Annotated in this window: 18 protein-coding genes; 13 read left to right on the top strand and 5 right to left on the bottom strand. The window is 71.0% G+C overall.

Annotated elements, in window-relative coordinates; translation table 11 throughout:
* Window positions 1-72 precede the first annotated feature (72 nt).
* Complete coding sequence (locus tag ACNYC2_RS14205; protein ID WP_419707645.1) at window positions 73-2,946, top strand: hypothetical protein; 2,874 nt, start codon at window positions 73-75, stop codon at window positions 2,944-2,946.
* Here ACNYC2_RS14205 and ACNYC2_RS14200 read toward each other — a convergent pair.
* The gene (locus ACNYC2_RS14200; protein WP_419707644.1) at window positions 2,921-3,550 is read right to left on the bottom strand and encodes a sigma-70 family RNA polymerase sigma factor; all 630 of its coding nucleotides are present in this window, start codon (window positions 3,548-3,550) and stop codon (window positions 2,921-2,923) included. The two genes, ACNYC2_RS14205 and ACNYC2_RS14200, sit on opposite strands and share 26 nt — an antisense overlap.
* A 362-nt stretch (window positions 3,551-3,912) precedes the next feature.
* Here ACNYC2_RS14200 and ACNYC2_RS14195 point away from each other — a divergent pair, with 362 nt between their 5' ends.
* The 4 genes from ACNYC2_RS14195 to ACNYC2_RS14180 all read left to right on the top strand — a co-directional run bounded on the left by ACNYC2_RS14195 (window position 3,913) and on the right by ACNYC2_RS14180 (window position 7,030).
* Window positions 3,913-4,995, top strand: coding sequence for a DNA polymerase IV (locus ACNYC2_RS14195; RefSeq protein ID WP_419707643.1), 1,083 nt, complete (start codon window positions 3,913-3,915; stop codon window positions 4,993-4,995).
* Between the two features lie 80 nt (window positions 4,996-5,075).
* Complete coding sequence (locus tag ACNYC2_RS14190; RefSeq protein ID WP_419707642.1) at window positions 5,076-5,918, top strand: TrmH family RNA methyltransferase; 843 nt, start codon at window positions 5,076-5,078, stop codon at window positions 5,916-5,918.
* 110 nt (window positions 5,919-6,028) lie between these two features.
* A complete protein-coding gene (locus ACNYC2_RS14185; RefSeq protein WP_419707641.1) occupies window positions 6,029-6,790 on the top strand; it encodes an SDR family NAD(P)-dependent oxidoreductase in 762 nt (253 codons plus the stop codon).
* Window positions 6,791-6,835: 45 nt separating this feature from the next.
* On the top strand, window positions 6,836-7,030 hold the full coding sequence (locus ACNYC2_RS14180; RefSeq protein ID WP_419707640.1) for a CGNR zinc finger domain-containing protein: 195 nt from the start codon (window positions 6,836-6,838) through the stop codon (window positions 7,028-7,030).
* A gap of 223 nt (window positions 7,031-7,253) precedes the next feature.
* Here the strand turns inward: ACNYC2_RS14180 and ACNYC2_RS14175 are convergent, their stop codons facing one another.
* From ACNYC2_RS14175 to ACNYC2_RS14165, 3 genes are read right to left on the bottom strand one after another with little or no spacing between them, the layout of a single operon-like run.
* Window positions 7,254-8,015, bottom strand: coding sequence for a glucose 1-dehydrogenase (locus ACNYC2_RS14175; protein ID WP_419707639.1), 762 nt, complete (start codon window positions 8,013-8,015; stop codon window positions 7,254-7,256).
* Window positions 8,012-9,040 carry a zinc-dependent alcohol dehydrogenase gene (locus ACNYC2_RS14170; protein ID WP_419707638.1) on the bottom strand — a complete coding sequence of 343 codons (1,029 nt, stop codon included), beginning with the start codon at window positions 9,038-9,040 and terminating at the stop codon, window positions 8,012-8,014. Before ACNYC2_RS14170 ends, ACNYC2_RS14175 begins: the two co-directional genes overlap by 4 nt.
* On the bottom strand, window positions 9,037-10,131 hold the full coding sequence (locus tag ACNYC2_RS14165; RefSeq protein WP_419707637.1) for a C-terminal binding protein: 1,095 nt from the start codon (window positions 10,129-10,131) through the stop codon (window positions 9,037-9,039). The genes ACNYC2_RS14170 and ACNYC2_RS14165 overlap by 4 nt, the downstream gene beginning before the upstream one ends.
* A 149-nt stretch (window positions 10,132-10,280) precedes the next feature.
* On the opposite strand from ACNYC2_RS14165, the gene ACNYC2_RS14160 reads away from it, so the two are divergent.
* From ACNYC2_RS14160 to ACNYC2_RS14140, 5 genes are read left to right on the top strand one after another with little or no spacing between them, the layout of a single operon-like run.
* Window positions 10,281-11,657 (top strand): ABC transporter substrate-binding protein, encoded by a 1,377-nt coding sequence (locus tag ACNYC2_RS14160; protein WP_419707636.1) that lies wholly within the window; start codon window positions 10,281-10,283, stop codon window positions 11,655-11,657.
* Complete coding sequence (locus ACNYC2_RS14155; RefSeq protein WP_419707635.1) at window positions 11,654-12,616, top strand: carbohydrate ABC transporter permease; 963 nt, start codon at window positions 11,654-11,656, stop codon at window positions 12,614-12,616. Before ACNYC2_RS14160 ends, ACNYC2_RS14155 begins: the two co-directional genes overlap by 4 nt.
* Complete coding sequence (locus ACNYC2_RS14150; protein ID WP_419707634.1) at window positions 12,603-13,511, top strand: carbohydrate ABC transporter permease; 909 nt, start codon at window positions 12,603-12,605, stop codon at window positions 13,509-13,511. Before ACNYC2_RS14155 ends, ACNYC2_RS14150 begins: the two co-directional genes overlap by 14 nt.
* Entirely contained in the window at window positions 13,508-14,356 is an 849-nt protein-coding gene (locus ACNYC2_RS14145; protein ID WP_419707633.1) for an amidohydrolase family protein, read from the top strand. Before ACNYC2_RS14150 ends, ACNYC2_RS14145 begins: the two co-directional genes overlap by 4 nt.
* Window positions 14,353-15,348, top strand: coding sequence for an aldo/keto reductase (locus ACNYC2_RS14140; RefSeq protein WP_419707632.1), 996 nt, complete (start codon window positions 14,353-14,355; stop codon window positions 15,346-15,348). The genes ACNYC2_RS14145 and ACNYC2_RS14140 overlap by 4 nt, the downstream gene beginning before the upstream one ends.
* A 107-nt stretch (window positions 15,349-15,455) precedes the next feature.
* Here the strand turns inward: ACNYC2_RS14140 and ACNYC2_RS14135 are convergent, their stop codons facing one another.
* Window positions 15,456-16,625, bottom strand: coding sequence for a mandelate racemase/muconate lactonizing enzyme family protein (locus ACNYC2_RS14135; RefSeq protein ID WP_419707631.1), 1,170 nt, complete (start codon window positions 16,623-16,625; stop codon window positions 15,456-15,458).
* Window positions 16,626-16,736: 111 nt separating this feature from the next.
* Between ACNYC2_RS14135 and ACNYC2_RS14130 the strand changes: the two genes are divergently transcribed.
* From ACNYC2_RS14130 to ACNYC2_RS14120, 3 genes are all read left to right on the top strand, one after another.
* On the top strand, window positions 16,737-17,513 hold the full coding sequence (locus tag ACNYC2_RS14130; RefSeq protein ID WP_419707630.1) for a FadR/GntR family transcriptional regulator: 777 nt from the start codon (window positions 16,737-16,739) through the stop codon (window positions 17,511-17,513).
* 195 nt (window positions 17,514-17,708) lie between these two features.
* Window positions 17,709-19,736 carry a right-handed parallel beta-helix repeat-containing protein gene (locus ACNYC2_RS14125; protein ID WP_419707629.1) on the top strand — a complete coding sequence of 676 codons (2,028 nt, stop codon included), beginning with the start codon at window positions 17,709-17,711 and terminating at the stop codon, window positions 19,734-19,736.
* Window positions 19,737-19,854: 118 nt separating this feature from the next.
* Complete coding sequence (locus ACNYC2_RS14120; protein WP_419707628.1) at window positions 19,855-21,960, top strand: beta-galactosidase; 2,106 nt, start codon at window positions 19,855-19,857, stop codon at window positions 21,958-21,960.
* Window positions 21,961-21,965 lie beyond the last annotated feature (5 nt).

Genomic DNA, 21,965 nt, shown 5'->3' with positions numbered 1-21,965 from the left:
GATGAAATTCGCAGCCCGATATTAACGTTAACATCGGAAGAATTGCTACCTTGCGCGCTACTTTTGGGCGCTATGGAGAGCGCGCCGTCCGGCACCCCCACCAGCCCGCAACCCCACATCCTCGAGCTACGGATCCATGGCATCGCGAACGCGCTGCCGTACGGGTCGCTCGACCTGCCGCAGGGCGAGGTGGTCCAGTCCGACGGCGACGCCCTGGGCAGCTTCTGGACCCCGAGGCCGGACGCCGAGGCGCGGGACAAGGCGCTCCCGCCGGGCCACGTCCGCGCCATCCGGCCCGACGTGCGCCGCGAGGCCTACTCCTGGAGCGCGATGGCGCGGCTCGGCGGCCTCCCGTTCGGTGGTGTGCTCGGCGTCCTCGGGACCGTGGCGGTACGGCTCCTGTGGGCGGCGATGATCCCGTTCGGCCTGGCGAACGCCGCGTACTGGGCGCGGCGCATCCCGGCCCCGGAGGCCGGTGCGCACGAGGCCGGCACGACCGAGGCCGGCGCCCGCCGTCCGACGTCCGGCACGCTGAAGCCCGAGGCGACCGCAGCGCTGACCCGGGTGTTCGCGCTCGGCCTGACGCTCCTGTTCGTGTCCGCGGTGGCGACGGTCGCGCTGTCCTTGATCGGCACGCGGTGCATCGGCCTGGCGACGGCGGCGCCCGACTCCGTGGTCCCCGTCTGCGCGCGCATCCCGAGCGCGCTGTACGGCCTGGCGCGGATGGACGTCGGCGACCGGCTCGCCCTCCTGTCGCTCGTGCCGGTGCTCCTGGTCACGGTGCTGGTCCTCGTGGCGCACAGCGGCCAGGTCCGGTTCGAGTCGAAGTTCTCGGTGATGCGCGCCGGGCGCACGGTTCCGCCGTCGGGCCCGCCGCTGCACCGCGCGGGCTTCTGGTCCCAGCGCACCGGCTCGGGTCTGCTGTGGGCGCACCTCGGCGCGGCCCTCGCCCTGACCGGGCAGTACCTCACCTGGACGCGGTACGCCGACGCCGGGTTCCCGATGCCCGGTCTGCCCGTGGCCGGCCTGGTGGTGATCCTCGGCGCGTGCGTGTTCGTCGCCCTGCGCACGGACGACGACGGCGTCCAGGCCGTGGCGCCCCGCGCGAAGGGCAGGGCCGGGCTCGCGGTGTTCGCGGCCGGGCTGCTCGTCTGGCTGCTGGCCTGCTGGGCGTGCCTCGCCGGTCCGAAGCCCCCGAAGATGCCCGCCCTCATCGGCCTGGACCTGGTGCCCGCCCTGCTCGGCGTCGGGCTGTGCGGTATCGCCGCGACCGGCCTGGCCTGGCGCACCACCCGCAGCGTCCGGGGCGTCGCCGCGTGGAGCGTCGTGCCGGTGGTCGCCACGGCGTGCGTCGCGTTCGTGCTGGTGACCGAGCCGGACGGCCCGCTGCGCCACCTGCTCGTCGCGGTGGCGGTGCTCGCGATCCTGAGCCCGGTCGCGGTGGTGCTGGCGGCCGTCCTGCTGCGGCGTCGTCGGTACGAGGGCTGGAACGGCGCGGGACCCGGCGTGTTCCTGCTGGTCTCCGCCGCGGCCGCGGCCGTGTACTCGAGCCTGCTGGTGCTCGGCGTGCAGTGGTTCCTGCGCAGCGGCGAGGCGGCGCCGCCGAAGCCGCTCGGCAACGGCCTGGTCGGCCTGCCCCGCGACGTGCCCGAGATCGATCTCGTGCGGGTGCCGCCGATCTACACGGAGTTCGGCACGGCGTCGGTGGTGATCGCGCTGGTGTTCGTGGTGCTGGTGGGCGTGGCGCTGGCCGGCCCGTACGTGATGGACGCCGTCCGCTCCAGGGACCTGTGGATCCCGAGGGCACCGCGCACCGCGGGCCTGCCGTACGGTCCCGCGGTCCCGGCCTGGCGCGCGGTCGCCGACGCCCCGGACTCCGACGGCGGCCCGAACCCCGTCCTGGAGCGGGTGCTGCGCGGCCGGAAGGTCGCCGCGATGTCGCACCGGGCGGAGCTGGCCGGGGGCGCGCTCGCCGCGGCGTGCTACGTCGCGGCCCTGCTGGCGCACGTCCCGCTGATCACCCAGCACAGCGACACGGGCACCTACCAGACGCCGCTGTGGCTGTCCGGCCTGGCGATGCCGGCCCTGGGCGTGCTCGCGGCGACCCTGGTGGCCAGCGCCCTGGCGGGCACCACGGGCGGCGGACCGTCGCGTCCGTGGGGCCTGGTGTGGGACCTGATGTGCTTCCTGCCGCGCAGCGCCCACCCGTTCGGCCCGCCGAGCTACGCCGAGCGCGCGGTGCCCGAGGTGCGCTCGCGGGTGGACGCCTGGCTCACGGGCGCCGACATCGCCGACGACGCCGAGCGCGAGCGGGTGGCCCCGACCCGGCGCGTGGTGCTGTCCGCGCACTCGATCGGTGCCGCGCTGGCCACGGCCGTGATCATGATCCGCGCGGGCAACCCGGTGCCCGACACGGTCGACGGCCGCCTCGGCCTGCTGACCTACGGCACGCAGCTGCGCCCGTTCTTCGGGCGGTTCTTCCCCAACCTCCTGGGCCCGACGACGACCGGCACGCCGCCGTGCACCGGGCCCGCCTGGTCGGCGGATCCGTGGGGCGGGCAGGTGCAGGCCGCGCGGGTGCCGGTGGGTTCCGGACCCGGGGCGGTCCCGGCGGCGCCGTTGACGCCGGAGCGCCCCGAGCCCGGTTCGGGGGAACAGGTCACGCTGATGTCACTGCTGACCTGCGGTGCGAAGCCCGCGTGGGTGAACCTGTGGCGGCGCACCGACTTCATGGGCTTCCCCGTGGTGGGTTACGGGTCGAACGAGGTGGACCGCGGGGCGGAGGAGATGGACCGGTCGGCCTATCTCTTCGCCGTGGCCGCCCACTCGGGCTACCAGTCGTCGTGGGCGTACCACCTGGCGCTGGACGAAGTCGTCTCTCGGCTGACGCCGGCTGGGCCTTCGGGTGCCCAGCCGGCGGTCACGCGGCGAGGGGAACCGGGCTGACGACGTCGCGCAGCCTGGCCAGTGCGCTCTCGAGGATCTGAGCGACGCGCTCCTTGGTCACGCCGAGGCGGCGGCCGATCTCGTCGAGGGTCCGCGTGGTGCCGTCGAGGAGACCGAAACGCATCTCCAGGACCCGGGCCTCCACGGCGTCGAGATGCCGCAGGGCCTGCCGGACACGGCGGCGCAGCATCGTCTGCTCGGGGGTGGGTCCGCTCTCGCCCGGCGACTCGGCGTGCTCGGCGGCGGCAACCGCGCGCACGATCGAGCGGCGTACCCAGCGGGTCGCGTAGGCGGCGAACGTGCCGTGCGCGGGGTCGTACGAGTCGGCGGCGCGAACCAGGCCGACGTTGCCCTCCTGCACGAGGTCCATGAACGGCAGGCGGCCCGAGTAGGTGCCCGCGACGGCCGGGACGAGACGCAGGTGGGCGAGGACGAGACGCTCCTTCGCGTATTGCCCGTCCTTGACCCGCGCTTCGAGCTGCATGCGGAAGCTGGGGGAGACCGCTGTGGAGTGGAGGGTGCGTGCGGCGTCTGCTCCGGCGACTGCTCGCTCGAGGAGAGACTCGAGCTGCGCGTCGTCCAGCGACGGCGTCCGCTCGATCATCGCAGCGTAGGACTGGGGCAACGCGGGGTGCGGACTGTGTTCCTTGCTGCGGCGTGCACGGGATGACCGGGCAGTTCGGGTAGTTCTCATCGCAACTCTCCTCACGAGCGGGACGAACTTTCCTTGCCCGGAGCATATGGAGTCTTGGGGCTCGGGGGAAGCGGAGAGGATTTCGCTCTCAGAGATAACGGGACGATAACGGCATGCCACGGTCTTCCCGCGCGCAACCCGCGTTCCAGCCATGTTTCAGGCGCGTTCCGACCGCATTCCGGGCCGGTGTCGGAACCGGGTGTCGGAACCGGGTGTCGGTACCGCGTGTCGGAACGGGTGACAGCACGAGAACGCCCCGGGAGACTCGTGCCATGGGCCCGCACGCCTTCCGCTGGGTGTTGCACGTCGACCTCGACCAGTTCCTGGTCGCGGTCGAGCTGCTGCGGCGCCCGGAGCTCGCCGGAAAGCCGGTGATCGTGGGCGGGCGCGGTGACCCGACCGAGCGGGCGGTGGTCTCCACCGCGTCGTACGAGGCGCGGAAGTTCGGCGTCGGGTCCGGCATGCCGCTGCGGATCGCCGCCCGCAAGGTCCCGGACGCGATCATCCTGCCCGTCGACCAGGAGGCCTATCTCGAGGCGTCCGGGCACGTGATGGACACGCTGCGCGGGCTCGGCCTGGTGGTGGAGGTGCTCGGCTGGGACGAGGCGTTCCTTGGCTGCGACGCCGACGATCCGGAGGCGGTCGCCCACCGGGTGCAGGAGGCGGTCCTCGCCGCCACAGAGCTGCACACCTCGGTCGGCATCGGCGACAACAAGATCCGCGCGAAGATCGCCACCGGCTTCGGCAAGCCCGCGGGCGTCTTCCGCCTCACCGCGGAGAACTGGTTCGAGGTGATGGGGGAGCGGCTCACCATCGACCTGTGGGGCGTCGGCTCCAAGGTGTCCAAGCGCCTCGCCGCACACGGCGTCACGACCGTGGCGGAGCTCGCCGCGGCCGACGGCGACGTGCTGGTCGGCGAGTTCGGGCCCCGCATGGGCGCCTGGTACGGCGACCTCGGTCGCGGGCACGGCTCCGCCGTCGTCGACGACGCGCCCTGGGTCGCGCGCGGGCACAGCCGCGAGACCACCTACCAGCAGAACCTCACCACGCCCGAGCAGGTGGAGGCGGCCCTGCGAGAGCTCGTCACGCAGGTGCACGCCGACACGGTGGCCGAGGACCGGCCCGTCTTCCGGATGGGCCTCAAGGTGCGTTACGCGCCCTTCTTCACGCAGAGCTACTCGAAGAAGCTCCCGGCGCCGACGCGGTCGCTCGACGACCTGACCACCGCCGTCCTCGCCCTCGCGGAAGGCATGGAGCCGGGCCGGGAGGTGCGTCTGCTCGGCGTGCGTGCCGAGATGGTGATGCCCGACGGCGGCGACCCGGTCGAGCGCACGCCCGTCCGCGGGCGGATCTGACGGCCGGATCTGACGGCCGGATCCGACGGGCGGACCGGACCCGGCCCGACAAGGGCTCGCCGGTCAGGGAGAATGCACGGGTGACCACCCTCGACGTCGTCCGCATCGACGACCCCGCCGACGAGCGCCTCGCCGACTACAACAGCCTCACGGACGTCGTCCTGCGCTCCAAGCACGAGCCGGCCAAGGGGCTGTACATCGCCGAGAGCTCGACGGTGATCCGGCGGGCGCTGGCTGCCGGGCACCGGCCGCGGTCGTTCCTCATGGCGCCGAAGTGGCTGGACTCGATGAGCGACCTGATCGCCGAGACCGGCGCGCCCGTCTTCGTCGCCGAGGAGCCGCTGCTCAAGGAGATCACCGGCTTCAACCTGCACCGCGGCGCGATGGCGGCCATGCACCGGCCGCCGCTGCCCGGGGTGCACGAGGTGCTCGCCGGTGCGCGCGGGGGAGCGGGGGCGCGGCGCGTGGTGATCTTCGAGGACATCGTCGACCACACGAACGTCGGTGCCGGGATGCGCGCGTGCGCGGCCCTCGGGGTCGACGTCGTGCTATTCACGCCGAGCTGTGCGGACCCGCTGTACCGCCGAGCCGTCCGGGTCTCCATGGGGACCGTCTTCCAGATCCCGTGGACGCGGATCGATCCCTGGCCCAGCGGGATCCAGACCTTGCACGAGCACGGCTTCGAGGTGGCGGCGCTCGCGCTGGAGGACGACTCGATCTCGCTGGACGACCTGGTGGCAGATCCGCCTGAGAAGCTCGCGCTGGTTCTCGGTACCGAGGGCGACGGACTGAAGGCCCGGACGATCGCCGAGTGCGACATGACGGTCCGGATCCCGATGTCCGGGGGAGTGGACTCCCTGAACGTGGCCTCGGCGGTGGCGGTCGCTGCGTGGGCCACCCGCGTGCCGGCCGGCGATCAGTGAAGGTCCCGTTCCGGGCGACCAGGTAGTGGTGCCGTGGCACCGACTGATCAGTGTTTTGATACTGGTCCACCCGCCTGGGCCGCCCGGGTGGGTTCACGGAAGGTGGGCTGATGGCGAACGTTCTGGTGACTGGCGCCTCCCGAGGGATCGGGCGTGCGATCGCGGTGGCTCTTGCCGGTCGTGGTGATCGGGTCGCCGTCCACTACGGCTCCGATCGCACGGCCGCTGAGCAGACTCTCGAACTGCTGGCCGGCACAGGTCATACGGTCGTGGGTGGAGACCTGAGCCGGCCGGAGGGCGCCGAGGCCATCGTGACGGCGGCGGCACAGGCGCTCGGAGGGATCGACGTCCTCGTCAACAACGCGGCGCTCGCGCCCAGCGCGCGTCACCATCACCCCATTGCGACCGTGAGCTACGAGGACTGGCAGCGAAGCTGGCGGGAGATGATCGATGTCGACCTCATCGCGGCGGCGAACGTGACATACCTCGTGGTGCGCCAGCTCATCGCCAGGGGCTCCGCGGGGGTCATCGTGAACATCGGCTCCCGGGGTGCCTTCCGTGGTGAGCCGGAATTTCCCGCGTACGGGGCGGCGAAGGCCGCGCTGCATGCTTTCGGGCAGTCGATGGCGGTCGCCCTCGCGCCGCACGGCATCGCGGTGGCGTCGGTCGCTCCAGGATTCGTCAGCTCCGAACGCCAGGCCGAGAAGCTGGCAGGCCCCACGGGTGACTCCGTGCGCTCGGAGAGCCCGTTCGGGCGGGTGGGGACGCCGGAGGAGGTCGCGCACGCGGTGCTGTACCTGACCTCGCCCGAGGCCGCCTGGGCGTCAGGGGCGATCCTCGACCTCAACGGCGCCTCCCACCTGCGCACCTGAGGATCCGCCGCACGCCCGGCCTCACACCGGGCCCCTGCTCAGCGGGTGAGGGTCGCCGCGAGGAAGTCGCGGATCAGTGCGGCGGCCTCGTCGAGGTGCGACTCGAGGAGGAAGTGCCCGCCGGGCCGCTTCCTGCACGACCGCAGCAACGCGAACACCGCTCGGTGGTGCTCGATGGCGCTCTGCGGCAACCGGTTCAAGGCGAGGCGCCACTACCAGCGCACGCGGAGCGCGGACTGATCGTTCTACGGGACTTCGCACGCGGGCACCGCGAGTCGGGCTGCCCAGCCGTCGAGCGGAGAGCAACGGAGCGATGGCGCCGAGTCATGACCCCGCGTGCCACGGGCCTAAGCAAGGCGCTCGGCCGGGAAACCCCAGCCGAGCGCCTAGTTGCGTTTGTCGCCATACGTCAGTGACCGCGACGCGACGGGGTGGCACTCCGATGGTCGCGGGGGACAGGCGGTCAGCGTCCCATCCACCCACCGTCGACAGCGAGCACCTGCCCGTGCACGTACCCGGCGGCGGCCGAGGCGAGAAACACCACGACGTTCCCGATGTCCGCCGGTGTGCCCCATCGGCCCGCGGGGATCCGGGTCGAGAGCTGCTCGAGCCGCACCGGGTCCGCGAGCAGGGCCTCGTTCATCTCGGTGGTCATGTAGCCCGGTGCCACCGCGTTGACGCGCACGCCTTGCCCGGCCCATTCGTTGGCCAAGGCCTTGGTCAGCTGGGCCACCGCACCCTTCGACGCGGCGTAGGCGGCGACGTTCAGGCCACCCTGGAAGCTGAGGAGCGAGGCGAGGTTGATGATCGCGCCGTCCCCACGCTCCAGCATCGGGCGACCGAACCGCTGCGCGAGCTGGAACACCGCGCGCAGGTTGACGTCGAGCACGCGGTCGAACGCGTCGAGCGGGAACTCGGCTGCCGGAAATCGGTCCTGCACACCCGCGTTGTTGACCAGCACGTCGACCTGGTGGCGGGCCAGCACGTCGTCGGCCGCCTCGTCGACGGCCTCGCGGTCGGCCAGGTCGACGGACACCAGCTCGACCGTGCGTCCCAGGGCGTCGGCCGTCTCCGTCAGATCCTGCGGCAGGTCGCGGCGGGCCAGCACGACGACATCCGCTCCGGCCTCCAGCAGCGCGGCGGTGATGCCGGCGCCGAGGCCGCGTCCGCCGCCTGTCACGACGGCGGTCCTCCCGGCCAGCGAGAACGGTGCCGCGGCGCTCATCGTGCACCGCCCGAACGCACCAGCACCTTGAGGTTGTCCTGTCCTGCCGCCGCGGACTCGAACGCCGCGGCCACATCCTCCAGCGCGAACTCGGCGACGGGGAGCCGCTCGAGCCCGAGCTCTCCGGACGCGACCAGGCTCACCGCCTGCGCGACGTCCTCGTGGGTGTACACGCGTACCCCCACGAGCGTCTGCTCCTTGAAGCAGATCGCCTGCAGGTCGACAGGGGCGGGCTGCTTGTGCACGCCCACGATCACGACGCGGCCCAGCACGCGGGTCACGCCGGGCAGCTGAGCGGCCACCGCGGGGTGTCCCGCGGTGTCGAACGTGACGTCGGCGCCCTCGCCGGCAGTCAGGGAGGCGAGGTGGGCGGCGGCGTCCACGCCGTCCGGCACCACGTCGAGGCCCAGCCCGGCGATCACCTCCCGCCGCCAGGTGCGCGGCTCCCCGACGACCACGCGCCCGGCGCCCGCGTGCGCTGCGACGAGCGCGGTCAGCACCCCGATCGGGCCGCCGCCGAGCACCGCCACGGTGTCACCCGCCCGCAGGCCCGAGCGGGCGACGGCGTGCACCGCCACGGCCAGCGGCTCGACCAGCGCGGCCAGCCGCGCCGGCACACCCGCCGGGACGACGTGCAGCGCCGAGGCAGGCAGGGCCACGTAGTCGGCCAGAGAGCCGGGCACGTCGATGCCGTACAGCTCGAGGTTGCGGCACACGTGCGTGCTGCCCGAGCGGCACGCCAAGCAGTGCCCGCAGGAGATGAGGGGCTCGGCCACCACCCGGTCACCCACGGCGAGCCCCGTGGTCCCGCCGTCGGCGACCACGCCGACGATCTCGTGCCCTGGCACGATCCCTGCCTGCGCGCGCGGGTGGGTGCCGTGCAGGATCGACAGGTCGGTGCCGCAGATGCCCGTGTACTCGACCTCGACCAGCGCCCATCCGGCCGGCACCTCGGGTACGGGGACCTGCTCGACCGTGATCGCGTCCGGTCCCTGCCACACCGCGGCCTGCATCGACGTCGTCATCGGGCCTCCTCCGTCACCACGTTGCGGGGCACCCGCCCGGCGATCGCCTCCACCGCGTTCTCGACGGTGCGGCGCTTGAGCTCGGTGTAGGACTCCTCCGTGTACCAGGCCAGATGGGGCGTGAGCGTCACGTTCTCGAGTCGGGTCAGCGGATGCCCCACCGGTACGGGCTCCTCCTCGTGGACGTCGATCCCGGCCGCCCGCAGGCGGCCCTCGCCCAGCGCCGCGACGAGGGCGTCGGTGTCGACGACGCCGCCGCGGCTGGTGTTGACCAGGACCGCCGTGGGCTTCATCAGCGCCAGCTCCCGGCGCCCGACCAGGTGGTGGGTCGCCGCTGTCAACGGGGTGTGCAGCGACACGACGTCGGCCCGGCGCAGCACCTCGTCGAGGGGCGCCACGGGCACACCGTGCACCTCGCCGTCGGCATCGGGCGCGAGCACGTCGAACCCGAGCACCTCGTATCCCAGCCCGCGTGCCTTGAGCGCCGTCGCGTGCCCGATGCGGCCCACGCCGATGACCCCGAACACCGATCCGCGGACCTGGCCCACCGGCCGCACCGCCTGAAGGTCGAACCGTCCCGCCCGGACACCGCGGTCCAGCCGGGCGACGCCCCGGGACGCGGTCAGCGCCAGCGTGATCGCGTGGTCGGAGACGGCCTCCGTGCCGTAGTCGGGCACGTTGCACACCGTGACGCCCCGCGCGGCGGCCGCGGCGACGTCGACCGAGTCGACTCCCACCCCGTACCGGGAGACCACCTGGAGCCCTGGCAGGGCGTCCAGCACCGCAGCGCTGATCTCGGCGTACTGCACCACCAGGCCGGCGGCACCGGCGGCCGCGGCTACGAGCTCCTCCGTCGTGTGCGCCTGCGCCAGGCGCAGCTCCACCCCGGCCTGCCGTGCGACGGCGATCTCCGCGTCGAAGGTGTCGTGGTCGCACTCGGTGATCAGCACCACCGGCGCGCCCGGTGCCCCCGGCGCGAGCACCTCCACGCCTGCCGGCGTCTGCGGCCGCGCGCTCGTGCGCGACACGGAGCCGGCTCCGGCGATGGGGTGATCCGCGTTCTCGACGCGGGGCTGTTCTGTTCTGGGCACTGGTGCCTCCTGGGCGGTCGGGTGGCGCAGCGGTGCGCTACACCCGAAGGGTAACGGGACTTGGAGGAAACGTAACATGTATGATCTACTTCAACGAGGCGCCGCCAGTGCGGTGCTGAGTGTTTCTCCGAGGAAGAAGGAACAGAGCCATGACTACACCGCACACTCGCGCGTGGTCGACAAGGATCCCGACGAGGTCGGTCGCGCTGGCCACGGTGCTCGGCGCATCGATGCTCGCCCTGGCCGCCTGCACACCCGGTGCGTCGACGGCCGAGGAGCCGGACTCGAAGTACGGGTTCCCGATCGTCGAGCAGGAGGCGGACGCCCCCATCACCGTCTGGGTCGACGCCTCACGGCAGCCTGCCGCGGACGCCTTCAAGGCGGCCTATCCCGAGATCCCGATCACGGTGGAGACGTACGACGGCGGGGCCGACGGCTCGGGCTCGTTCCAGACCAAGGTCCAGGCCTTCAACCAGGCCGGGAGTGGTTGGCCCGACGTCGTGTTCTCGACGCAGAACAACGACGCGGCCTGGGCCAGCCAGGGGGACGAGCCCTTTGCCGCGCCGCTCAACAAGGGCTACTTCGAGCAGTCGTTCCTGGACGGGTTCACCGAGGGAGCCCTCGCGCCGCTCACCGTGGACGACACGGTCTACGGCCTGCGCAACGACCTCGCGCCGACCGTGACGTGGTACGACCAGAGCCTCATGGACGAGTTCGGCTACACGGTGCCCACGACGTGGGAGGAGTACCAGGAGCTGGGCGAGAAGGTCGCGGCCGAGCACCCCGGCTACATCATCGGTGGTGTCGGTGACGCGTTCGCCGAGGAGATCTACTTCTGGGGTGCCAAGGCTCCGGTGAACACCGTGGTGGACGCCAACACCCTCAGCTCCGACGCGTCCGACCCGTACGCGCAGGACATGGCAGCGATCATCGACGACCTGCTCGATGCGGGCGTCCTCGCGCAGGAGAACGTCTTCAGCCCGGAGTTCGTGCAGAAGTACACCGGCAAGGTCCTGATGCTTCCCGGACCCGTCTGGTACTCGGGCGCGCTCTTCAGCAACCCGGACTCCCTCAACGCCAAGCCCGGCACGATCGCCGCGGGGCTGCCTCTCGCGTGGGAGGGTGAGGACGCGGTCGCCGGCAACGTCGGCGGCGGGACGTGGTTCATCTCGCAGCACTCCACGAACCTGGAGGCCGCCAAGAAGTTCCTCGAGTTCGTCACGAGCGACGAGCGCTACCAGGTGGACCTGGCGTCCGGGCTGCCGGCGTACCAGGACGCGTCCGACAAGTGGCTCGCCAAGCAGGCCGAGGCCGGCTTCTTCGCCGGCGACTTCGCGGAGAACGTCTCGACGGCGTCGACCCAGATCTGGGACGGCTGGGGTTACCCGCGATTCAGCCAGGAGGCGGTCTGGGCCAAGACGGTCACGCCGAAGCTGGCGGCCGGTGAGAGCCTCGTCGACCTCCTGCCGGAGTGGGAGAAGGCCATCGAGAACGAGGCCCAGGTGAACGGGTACGCGATCAAGTGACCACGTCATCAGCCCAGCTCTCGCTGACCGACGCCGCCGCCGGCTCCCCTCGCGGGGGCCGGCGACGGCGCCCGCCGAGCAAGCGGAGGACCGTCACCGGACGGTGGTCGCGGGTCAGCTACGTCTTCGTCTCCGGCTACACCCTGCTTGCCCTCGCGTTCGGAGTGCTGCCCACGCTGTACGCCGTGTTCATCGCGTTCCTGGACGGCGACGGGCGGTTCGCCGGGATCGCGAACTTCACGCGGGTGGTGGGCGACTTCAGGTTCTGGCCCGCCGTCCTCCACGTGGGCGCTTTCCTGCTGGTCTGGCTGGTCGCCCTGCTGGTGCTCGTCACGCTCCTGGCGCTGCTGGTCCACGGCATCGGGCGGCGCTGGCTCAGCTCGAGCATCCGGTTCGTCTACTACATCCCAGGGGCGCTGGCCGGAGCATCGTCCGTGGTGCTGTGGTTGTTCGTGCTCAACCCCTCCGTGAGCCCGGTATCGGCCGTGCTGCGCGCCTTCGGGTTCGAGACGTTCGTCCAGACGGTCTCGCCGGCCAACCTGCCGGTCGTCTTCGCGATCATCGCGTTCTGGACAGGGGCCGGTGGCTGGATCGTCGTCATGTACGGCGCGCTCAACAGCATCCCGAACGAGGTGCTGGAGGCCGCGCGCATGGACGGGGCAGGTGTGGTGCGCACCGCCTTGCACATCCAGCTGCCGATGCTGCGCAAGTGGATCTCCTACATGGCCGTCATGTCCCTGGCGGGTGGTGCGCAGCTGTTCGTGGAGCCGCGGGTGCTCTCCCAGGCCAGCCACGCGGTCGTACCTTCGGACTGGTCGCTGAACCAGCTCACCTACCTGTACGCGTTCAAGCAGCAAGATCTCAACGGCTCGTCAGCCATCGCCGTCATCCTGCTGGTGGTGTCGCTCGGCCTGAGCACGTTCTTCGTCATCCGAGGAGGCCTCTTTGAGCGCGATTAGCACGAGCACGCGACCCCGCCACGATCTCAGTCCGAGGGACTGGCTCGGACGCGCGTTCGCCGTCGTCGTCACGGTCTTCTTCCTTCTCTTCTTCGTCGTGCCCATGGTGTGGCTGCTGATCGCCTCCGGGAAGTCGCCGCACGACCTGATCACCACAGGGCCGTTCGTGCCGGGAACCCTCGGGGACCTCGCCGCCAACTGGAACGCGCTGGTCCACTTCCAGGACGGCATCATCCTGCGCTGGCTCGGGAACTCCGCGTACTACTCGCTGGCCGCCCTCGCGATCACCCTGGTGACCACGATCCCGGCCGGCTACGCCCTCGCCCTCGGCGACTTCCGGGGACGGAAGGTGCTCCTGACGACGACCCTGGTCGTGATGCTGATCCCCAACACCGCGCTGGTGCTCCCGGTCTTCCTCGAGCTCTCCGCCGTCAGCCTGATCGGGACTCCTCTCGCCGCGATCCTGCCGTTCTCGTTCTACCCGTTCGGGGTGTACCTGACGTACATCTACTTCTCCACGAGCGTCCCTCGCGACCTGCTCGACGCCGCGCGGATCGACGGCTGCGGGGAAGTTGCGGTGTTCCGCAGGATCGCGATGCCGCTCGCGCTGCCGGTGATCGCGCTGGTGGGGTTCTTCAGCTTCGTGGCCAACTGGAACAACTTCTTCCTGCCGTTCCTGACTGTGCCCGGACCGGCGGCACCCATCCAGGTGGGCCTCACCGAGATGCTCAGCAACGTGCCGGCCTTCAACCCGACGTCTGCCGGGATGAGCACGATCGAGCTGCCGGTGCTGGCGGTGGCGACCCTGGTCTCGGTCACCCCGGTGCTGCTGATCTTCCTGTTCTCCCAGCGGTTCCTCGTCGCGGGCCTGACGGCCGGGGGGACAAAGGAATGAGGCAGACCCTGGACGCCCACCTGCACGTGTGGGAGCGCGCGAAGCACCCGCAGCCCTGGATCGACCCCGAGACGATGGCGGGCATCGACAAGGACTTCCCCCCGGCGTCGGCGGTGGACGAGCTGGACCGCAGCGGTGTCGATGGATGCATCGTCGTCCAAGCCGTCAACGAGATCGAGGAGACGGCCGACCTGCTGGCCGACACCCGCGAGCTGGACGCCGTGGCCGGCGTGGTCGGCTGGGTCGACCTCACCGGTGACGTGCCCGCGCAGGTCGCCACGCTGCGGGCGGGGCCAGGGGGCGACAAGCTCGTCGGCATCCGGCACGTCACGTTCGAGGAGGACGACGAGCGTTGGCTCTCCCGCGACGACGTCGGGCGCGGGCTGGAGGCGCTGGCTCCGCTCGGGCTCACGTTCGACATCCTGGTGGGCCATCGTCAGCTGGCGCAGGCCGCCGACGTCGTGCGCGACCACCCGCGGACGACGTTCGTCCTGGACCATCTCGGGAAGGTGCCGCTGCGGAGCACGGAGCTCGTCGACTGGGCCCGGGACCTCGCCCTGCTCGCGGACCGGCCGAACGTCGTCGCCAAGGTGTCGGGGCTGGTGACGGAGGACGAGCCCGGCCGATGGACCGCCGCACGACTGCGCCCGGTCATCGACCACGCGCTGCGCACGTTCGGCCCCGGCCGCCTGCTGTTCGGCTCGGACTGGCCCCTCGCGGAGCTCGAAGGGGGCTACGGGGCGTGGCTGCAGGCCTACCTGAACCTCACCGACCACCTCTCGGCGCCCGACAAGGCCGCCATCGACGGGCAGAACGCCGCCCGAATCTACGGGATCTCACGATGACCCCTTTGCCATCGCGCCCCATCGGGGCCACGGGGCTGCGGCTGACCGAGCTCGGGTTCGGGGCCGCGACGCTCGGCAACCTCGGCCGCGCCATGACGGACGAGGAGGCTACTGCGACGGTCGACCGCGCGTGGGAGCGCGGCATCCGGTACTTCGACACGGCGCCGCACTACGGTCTCGGGCTGTCGGAACGCCGGCTGGGAGCCGCGCTGAAGGGCCGTCCCCGTGCGGAGTTCGTCGTCTCGACGAAGGTGGGGCGGCGGCTCGAGCCGAACCCCAGCCCGACCCCCCTGGACGACGACGGCTTCCTCGTCCCCGGCGACGTGCACCGCGTGTGGGACTTCAGCCGCGACGGCGTGCGGCGGTCGATCGAGGCCTCGCTGGAGCGTCTCGGGCTGGACCACGTCGACATCGCCTATGCCCACGACCCGGACCAGCACGCGCCGGAGTCGGGCCGCCAGGCGCTCGAGGCCCTCGCTGATCTGCGTGCGGAGGGAGTCGTGCGCGCCGTCGGCGTCGGCACCAACGCTCCGCACAAGGTGCCGGGGCTGTTCACGCCCGGGCTCGCCGACGTCGTGATGGTGGCGGGGCGGTACACGCTCCTCGAGCAGAGCGGGCTGCGGTCGGCGCTCGAGCCCGCTCGGGCCGGGGGCGTCGCCGTGGTCGTCGCCGCCGTGTTCAACTCGGGTCTGCTCAGCAGGCCCTGGCCCCCCGACGACGCCAGGTACGAGTACGGGCCGGCGCCGGCGGACATGCTCGCGCGTGCTCGCCGGCTCGCCGAGGTGTGCGAACGGCACGGGACGACGTTGCCCGCCGCTGCCGTCGAGCTGCCGCTGCTGCACCCCGCCGTCGCCGCGGTGGCGCTCGGTGCGCGCAATGCGGCACAGATCGACGCGAACCTCGACCGGCACGACAAGGGTGTGCCGGCCGAGCTCTGGTCGGAGCTGGTGGAGTCGGGCCTGCTGGACCCGGGAGCCGTAGCACTTCCCTGATGAGCCGCTGAGGAAGCCCGGCGGAGATGACGAAGGCCCCCGGATGCCGGGTGGTGCGAGGCGCACCACCCGGCATCCGGGGGCTCTTTCGGGCTCAGCGGCCGGGCTCAGCGGCCCTCGGACGACAGGCGGCCCGAGGCTTCCTCCGCGACGAGCCGCAGACCGGCGCGTGCCGGTCGGACGTGCGGCCCGGACGCCCTGGACCATCCCGCACGGCCGTGAGCCTCGGAGATGGCGTGCTCGTCGATCAAGAGGCCATTGCCTGGCTCGTCGCCGAGGACGACGCCGCCGTCGGCCACCTCGTGGTCGGTGTGCAGGCCCACGGGGTCGGTCAGGCTCTGCACCTCGAGCGCCAGATGGTTGGGGACGGCAGCGGCCGCGTGCCACACCGGGCTGGCGAGCGAGCCGACCGGGCTGACGGGCAGGTCGTGCGCATGGGCCACGAACGCGACGCGGAGGAAGTGCGTCACGCCCCACATGCTGCCCACCTGCACGATGTCGACCGCGCCGGCGTCCAGCAGGGGCCGCAGCTGCTCGAGGCCCGTCAGGTTCTCACCGGTCGCGACGGCCGCGCGGACCGAGCGCGTCAGCATCGCCATCCCTTCGGCGTCCCAGCGGCGCAGCGGCTCCTCGACCCACGTCAGGTCGAACTCGCGCTCCAGCTCGCTGATGTGACGGACGGCCTGCTTGCGGCTCCACGACTCGTTCGCGTCGAGCATGAGCGCCGGTCGCGGCGTGTTCTGGCGGAACAGGTCCCGGACCAGGCGGAGCCGCGCGGCGTCCCGGTCGAGGTCGAGGCCGCCCTTGAGCTTGACGCTGGTGAAGCCCCGGTCGACCCAGCCCTGGAGCAGCGCCCCGAGGTCCTCGTCCGGCACGGCGACCTCGAGGGCCGAGGCGTAGGCGGGGACGAAGCGGTCGGCGGCACCGAGCGTGCGCCAGAGCGGCTCCTCGGCCATCTTGGCCTTCAGGTCCCACAGCGCCATGTCGAACGCCCCGACGCCGCCGAACGTGGCGCCCGCGTGCCCGCTCTTGAAGACGTGCGCCAGCATGCGGTCGTGGAGGGTGGAGGTCGCCCGCGGGTCCTGGCCCTCGAGTGCGGGGAAGAGGCGGTCCAGGTCCGCGTGCGAGCCCACGCCGACACCCTCCAGCCCGCTGTCGGTCTCGATCACGACCAGGGGGACCTCGGTGATCCCGTCGTCGATGAAACCGTTGACGTCCCCCACCGGGCGCCCCCAGTCCTGGACAGTCGTGAGCGTGCGGAAGCCAGTGATCTTCATAGTTGCTGTCCTTCGGCGCGGGCCCGTCATCGGGTAGCGGCGCCGCCATGGCGCCCAAAACAGCATACATCACACGTCTGCTGGCTCAGCCTCCTTCGTTATAGTTCACGTATGACGGAACCCGATGGCGCTGACGACCAGATGACCGGAGCGCTCTCGCTGCCCATGCGGACGCCGGCCAAGCGTCTGGGGATCGTGGTGGTCGAAGCGCTCGTCGACCTGATCGTGTCCGGTCAGCTGGAGCCCGGAGACACTCTCCCGCCCGAGCTGCCGCTCGGCCAGCAGTTCGGCGTCAGCCGGACCGTCCTGCGCGAGTCGATCAAGAAGCTCGAGGAAAAGGGCCTCGTGACCGTCAGCCAGGGCCGCGGCACGGTCGTCCAGCCCACCAGGTCGTGGAACATGCTCGACCGTGTGGTGCTCGAGGCGCTGATCGCCCACGATCGCTCGCTGGGCGTCCTCGACGAGCTCACGGTGGTCAGGTCGCAGCTGGAGTCGGCGATGGCGCGGGAGACGGCGGCCACGCGCTCGCACGCCGAGCTCGAGGCGCTGCGCGACACCCTGGAGGAGATGCGGGCGTCCCTCGACGACGTCCCCCGCTTCCTGGCGGCCGACGTCGCCTTCCACGAGACCGTGATGGAGCTGTCGCACAACCGCCTGGCGGAGAGCATCGCGCGGTCGCTGTTCGAGCGGGCGCGGGAGAGCAGCCGGTACTCGGTCGACGTGCCCGCCACCTTCCACGAGCAGACCCTCCAGGAGCACGAACAGATCTTTGCCGCCATTGAGGCCGGGTCGCCCGAACGGGCGGCTTCGACCATGCTCTGGCACATCGTGGACGCCTGGACGCGCCGGCGGCCGGCTGACCATCGAGGGGCGAAGGGCGCCAGATAGGCCCGTTGCGAGCAGTGCTGATTCCTGCACCGGCGACTCTTGCGCATACGTCATACGTATGATTCCGTAAGGCCCGGGGCAAAGCAGCCCTGCTCAACATCACGGAAGCGAACAGCCATGACATTGATGTCACGCACGCGGGAAGTTTCTGTTCGAAGGAAGGGCCGGTGGCGAGCGGCTGCCGGATCTGTCGGCGTGGCAGCCCTGCTGCTGAGCAGTCTGGGCGCATCGGTCGCCCAGGCGGCACCACCGCAGAAGGACAAGGTCTACTACGCGTCACCCGACGGTCGCGACCACGGTCAGTGCCAGGAGCAGCACCCGTGTTCGCTGGAGCACGTGCAGGGCGTCGTGCGTCACACGGCCGCCAAGGGGAAGGGCGATGTCACCGTCGTCCTCGCCGACGGCACCTACCGCATCGACCGCCCGCTCGAGTTCCGTGCGCAGGACGGCGGCCGGGACGGGCACACCGTGCGCTGGACGGCTGCTGAGGGCGCGCACCCCGAGATCTCGGGCTCGACCCAGCTCTCGGGCTGGCAGAAGTACGACGAGGCCGCGAACATCTACGTCGCGGACACGCCGGCCGGTTTCGAGACCCGACAGCTCTACGTCGACGGCGTCGCCGCGCCGCGGGCCTCGACCAGCCTGGCGCTGACCGACCTGACGCTCACCCCGACGGGGATGACGATCGACAATCCTGACCTCGCCTACCTGGCGGACCTGCCGGACCAGGACCGGATCGAGTTCGAGTCGCTCGGCGACTTCACCGATCGCTACTCCCCGGTGCAGAGCATCGAGGGCAGCACGATCACGATGGCCCAGCCCGCCTGGGACAACAACACGTGGGGCTGGGACACGGTGCAGTACTCGCTGCTCGCCGAGTCGAAGTGGTTCCTGGCGAACTCGCTCAGCTTCCTGGACAAGGCGGGGGAGTGGTACGTCGACCCCGACGCGGGGAAGCTCTACTACAAGCCCGCGGACGGCGTGAACCCGCAGGACCTCGACATCGAGCTCCCGCGGGTGGAGACCCTCGTCAGCGTCGGCGGCACCTACGACGCCCCCGTCTCCAACCTGGAGTTCAGCGGTCTCACCTTCACCGGGACCTCCTGGCTCGGCCCCTCCTCGAACGAGGGTTACGTCAGCCAGCAGAACGGGGGCTACCTCAAGGGCGAGTACGACTACCGCCCCGCCGACTCCTTCACCAGCTGCAGCCGCGGCTGCGAGGCGTACGAGCGGACGCGCAACACCTGGTTCCAGGAGCCTTCCGCCGTGCAGGTGTCCGCCGCCGACCACATCACGTTCGAGCGGAACACCTTCCGTAACCTCGGGTCGTCGGGTCTCGGCATCGGCAACGACGACAACGCGACGCTCACCGGCATCGGGCTCGGCGCCAGCGACATCGACGTGAACGGCAACGTGTTCACCCATGTCGGTGGCCACGCCCTGTTCGTGGGCGGGCTCCGGGCGGACGCGCATCACCCCGGCGACCCCCGGATGACGAACCAGGACATCCGCATCGCGAACAACACCATCAGCCACGTCGCCGTGGAGTACCAGGACAACTCCGGCATCCTCAGCACCTACGTGACCAGGGCGCAGATCGTCCACAACGAGGTCGCGAACCTCCCCTACGCGATCGACACCGGTTTCGGCTGGGGGATCAACGACGCCGGCGGCTCCCAGGAGTACGTCCGCCGCGGGTACTACAAGCACAACCCGCTCTACCAGACGCCGACGACGCTCAAGGACAACCTGATCGCGGGCAACCTCGTGCGCGACATCAAGCCCGACTTCGCCGACTCCGGCAACATCTACAACCTCTCGGCGAGCCCGGGGACGGTGATCGAGGACAACTACATGTACAACGTCTCCGGCGTCGGCATCTATCTGGACGAGGGCAGCCGCTACATCCTCTCGCGGCACAACGTCCTGAGCGGCTCGAACCCGTGGGTGTTCACCAACGCGTACAGCGCCGGCAACGGCACGAACGACAACACGCTGCAGGAGAACTGGTACAACTCCGGCGGTGCTCAGATCCCGAACGCCGCGGAGCGCAACAACCGGCTGATCGACAACGTGAAGGTCAGCGGGAACAACTGGCCCAGCGCTGCGTGGGAGGTCATCTGCGCGTCGGGTGTCGCCCCCGAGTACCGCACGGAGCTCAACGCCAACCTCGGCGGTATCGACCCGCGGTGCGAGACCGTCGCCGCGACCGAGACCCCGTAACGGCGGCACCTAGCACTGTCGGCGACGGCGCCCCCGCCTCCGCGACCTCCTCGGCGCGGGGGCGCCGTCGCCCGTCCTACCCACCCCTCCAGATGAGGACCTCGTTGCCTTGACAGACATGAACGACCGCGTGCTCTTCGGTGCCGCGTACTACCACGAGTACCAACCTTCTCCCCGGCTCGACCAGGACCTCGACCTCATGCAGGAAGCCGGGTTCAGCGTGATCCGGGTGGGTGAGTCCACGTGGGCCACCTGGGAGCCGGAGGACGGGGTGTTCGACCTCGACTGGCTGCAGCCGGTCCTGGACGGCGCGCACTCGCGAGGGATCGCCGTCGTGCTGGGTACGCCCACCTACGCCGTACCGCCGTGGTTGACGCGCAAGTATCCCGAGATCGCCGGGGAGCGACGCACCGGAGAGCGCATCGGTTGGGGTGCCCGGCAGGAGATGGACCTGACGCACGCCGCCTACCGCTTCCACGCCGAGCGCGTGATCCGAGCGGTCGTCGGGCGCTACCACGACCATCCCGCGGTGGTCGGGTTTCAGGTGGACAACGAACCCGGTCTCGAGCTGCTGCACAACGAGGGTGTGTTCCAGGCTTTCGTCGACGACCTGCGCCGCACGTACGGCGACGTCGAGACCCTGAACCGGGAGTGGGGACTCGTCTACTGGTCGCATCGGCTCACCACCTGGGCGGATCTCTGGCGACCGGACAACAACGCCCAACCGCAGTACGACCTCGCCTGGCGGAGGTTCCAGGCCCGGCTGGTCACCGAGTTCATCGGCTGGCAGGCCGGGATCGTCCGGGAGATCGTAGGCGCCGAGAAGTTCGTGACCACCTGCATCGCCTACGACAGGCCAGGAGTGCAGGACCCGGAGCTGACGGCGGCGCTGGACGTGACCGCGGGCAATCCCTACTACGCGATGCAGGACGGCCTCGCTCTCCCCGCCGCAGAACAGCTCCCGCTGGGCTGGACCACGAGCGGGACCTGGGCGATATTCCACAGCGCGGACCGGATGTACTCCTCGAAGCAGGCTCGGTTCCTGGTCACCGAGACGAATGCCGGGGCCATCGGCGGCCCGGCCATGAACGCGCCCGCATTCGACGGCCAGTGGCGACAGGCCGCCTGGGCGATGATCGTCCGGGGCGCACGAATGATCGAGTACTGGCACTGGCACACACTGCACTTCGGTACCGAGACGTACTGGGTCGGGATCCTCCCGCACGATCAGCGGCCCGGACGGGCCTACGAACAGCTGGCCGCGCTGGGTGCGGAGATCAAGTCCGCCGAGGATCACCTGAGCGGACTCGTCCCGGACGCCACCGTGGGGCTGCTGTGGTCCAACGAGTCGATGTGGGGCCTCGCGGGTCAGCCGGCGCTCGCCCGCGACGACGGCTCCGCCGACCCCGGCAGCTACCAGCGGATAGTGCACGCCTTCTACCGGGGAGCGTTCGAGGCCGGTGCGCCGGTGCGCATCGTTCACGACGTCCAGCTGGTCGAACAGGGCGACGGCACGCGGCTGCGTGAACCGGCCGAGGTCGCCGCCGAGCTGCCCGTCCTGCTGGTGCCGGCGCTCTACCTTGCCGGCGACGCGCTGCTCGACTGGTTGCGCGACTACGCCGAGGCGGGCGGGCACCTGGTGCTCGGACCGCGCACCGGATATGCGGACACCGAGGCCCGAGCACGCACGGAGGTCAAGCCGGCGCGGCTCGCCGCCACCGCCGGCGTCAGCTACCAGGAGTTCAGCAACCTGGCGACACCGGTGCGTGTGACGGGCTCCGACGGCGTACTGGAGCTGCCCGACGCTGCCGCCGGCACAGCATGGGTCGACTACTTGCGGGTCTCGGACGACTCGGTCCAGATCCTCGCCCGATATCAGCACCCCGCGTTCGGCCCGTACCCGGCGATCACCACCGCTGAGGCAGGGCTGGGGCGCGTCACCGTCGTCGGCACCGTGCCCAACGCCGAGCTGGCGGCTGCGTTGGTCTCCTGGGCGGTGCCAGCTGACAGGGACGCCTGGAGCTCCCTGACGACCGGTTCGGTCACGGCGACCTCAGCGACGACAGCCGCAGGCCGTCGGCTGCGAGTCCTGCACAACTGGTCGTGGGAGGCCTGCTCGGTGCAGCTGCCGACCGACGTCACGGACCTCTTCTCCGCCGAGCCACTGGAGGCCGACGCGCTGGTCGAGCTGGGGCCGTGGGACGTCCGCGTCCTTCTGGAGTAGGAGCG

It is taken from the genome of Promicromonospora sp. NFX87, assembly GCF_048564965.1.
GTDB lineage: Bacteria > Actinomycetota > Actinomycetes > Actinomycetales > Cellulomonadaceae > Promicromonospora.
The sequence above is the reverse complement of the archived record's forward strand: the minus strand, read 5'-3'. Positions and strand labels throughout refer to the sequence as shown.

What these genes read in the sequence shown, in the direction of transcription:
- ACNYC2_RS14205 (WP_419707645.1), top strand. Translation starts at nt 73, where the DNA reads ATGGAGAGCGCGCCGTCCGGCACCCCCACCAGCCCGCAACCCCACATC.
- ACNYC2_RS14200 (WP_419707644.1), bottom strand. Translation starts at nt 3,550, where the DNA reads ATGATCGAGCGGACGCCGTCGCTGGACGACGCGCAGCTCGAGTCTCTC.
- ACNYC2_RS14195 (WP_419707643.1), top strand. Translation starts at nt 3,913, where the DNA reads ATGGGCCCGCACGCCTTCCGCTGGGTGTTGCACGTCGACCTCGACCAG.
- ACNYC2_RS14185 (WP_419707641.1), top strand. Translation starts at nt 6,029, where the DNA reads ATGGCGAACGTTCTGGTGACTGGCGCCTCCCGAGGGATCGGGCGTGCG.
- ACNYC2_RS14175 (WP_419707639.1), bottom strand. Translation starts at nt 8,015, where the DNA reads ATGAGCGCCGCGGCACCGTTCTCGCTGGCCGGGAGGACCGCCGTCGTG.
- ACNYC2_RS14170 (WP_419707638.1), bottom strand. Translation starts at nt 9,040, where the DNA reads ATGACGACGTCGATGCAGGCCGCGGTGTGGCAGGGACCGGACGCGATC.
- ACNYC2_RS14160 (WP_419707636.1), top strand. Translation starts at nt 10,281, where the DNA reads ATGACTACACCGCACACTCGCGCGTGGTCGACAAGGATCCCGACGAGG.
- ACNYC2_RS14145 (WP_419707633.1), top strand. Translation starts at nt 13,508, where the DNA reads ATGAGGCAGACCCTGGACGCCCACCTGCACGTGTGGGAGCGCGCGAAG.
- ACNYC2_RS14140 (WP_419707632.1), top strand. Translation starts at nt 14,353, where the DNA reads ATGACCCCTTTGCCATCGCGCCCCATCGGGGCCACGGGGCTGCGGCTG.
- ACNYC2_RS14135 (WP_419707631.1), bottom strand. Translation starts at nt 16,625, where the DNA reads ATGAAGATCACTGGCTTCCGCACGCTCACGACTGTCCAGGACTGGGGG.
- ACNYC2_RS14130 (WP_419707630.1), top strand. Translation starts at nt 16,737, where the DNA reads ATGACGGAACCCGATGGCGCTGACGACCAGATGACCGGAGCGCTCTCG.
- ACNYC2_RS14120 (WP_419707628.1), top strand. Translation starts at nt 19,855, where the DNA reads ATGAACGACCGCGTGCTCTTCGGTGCCGCGTACTACCACGAGTACCAA.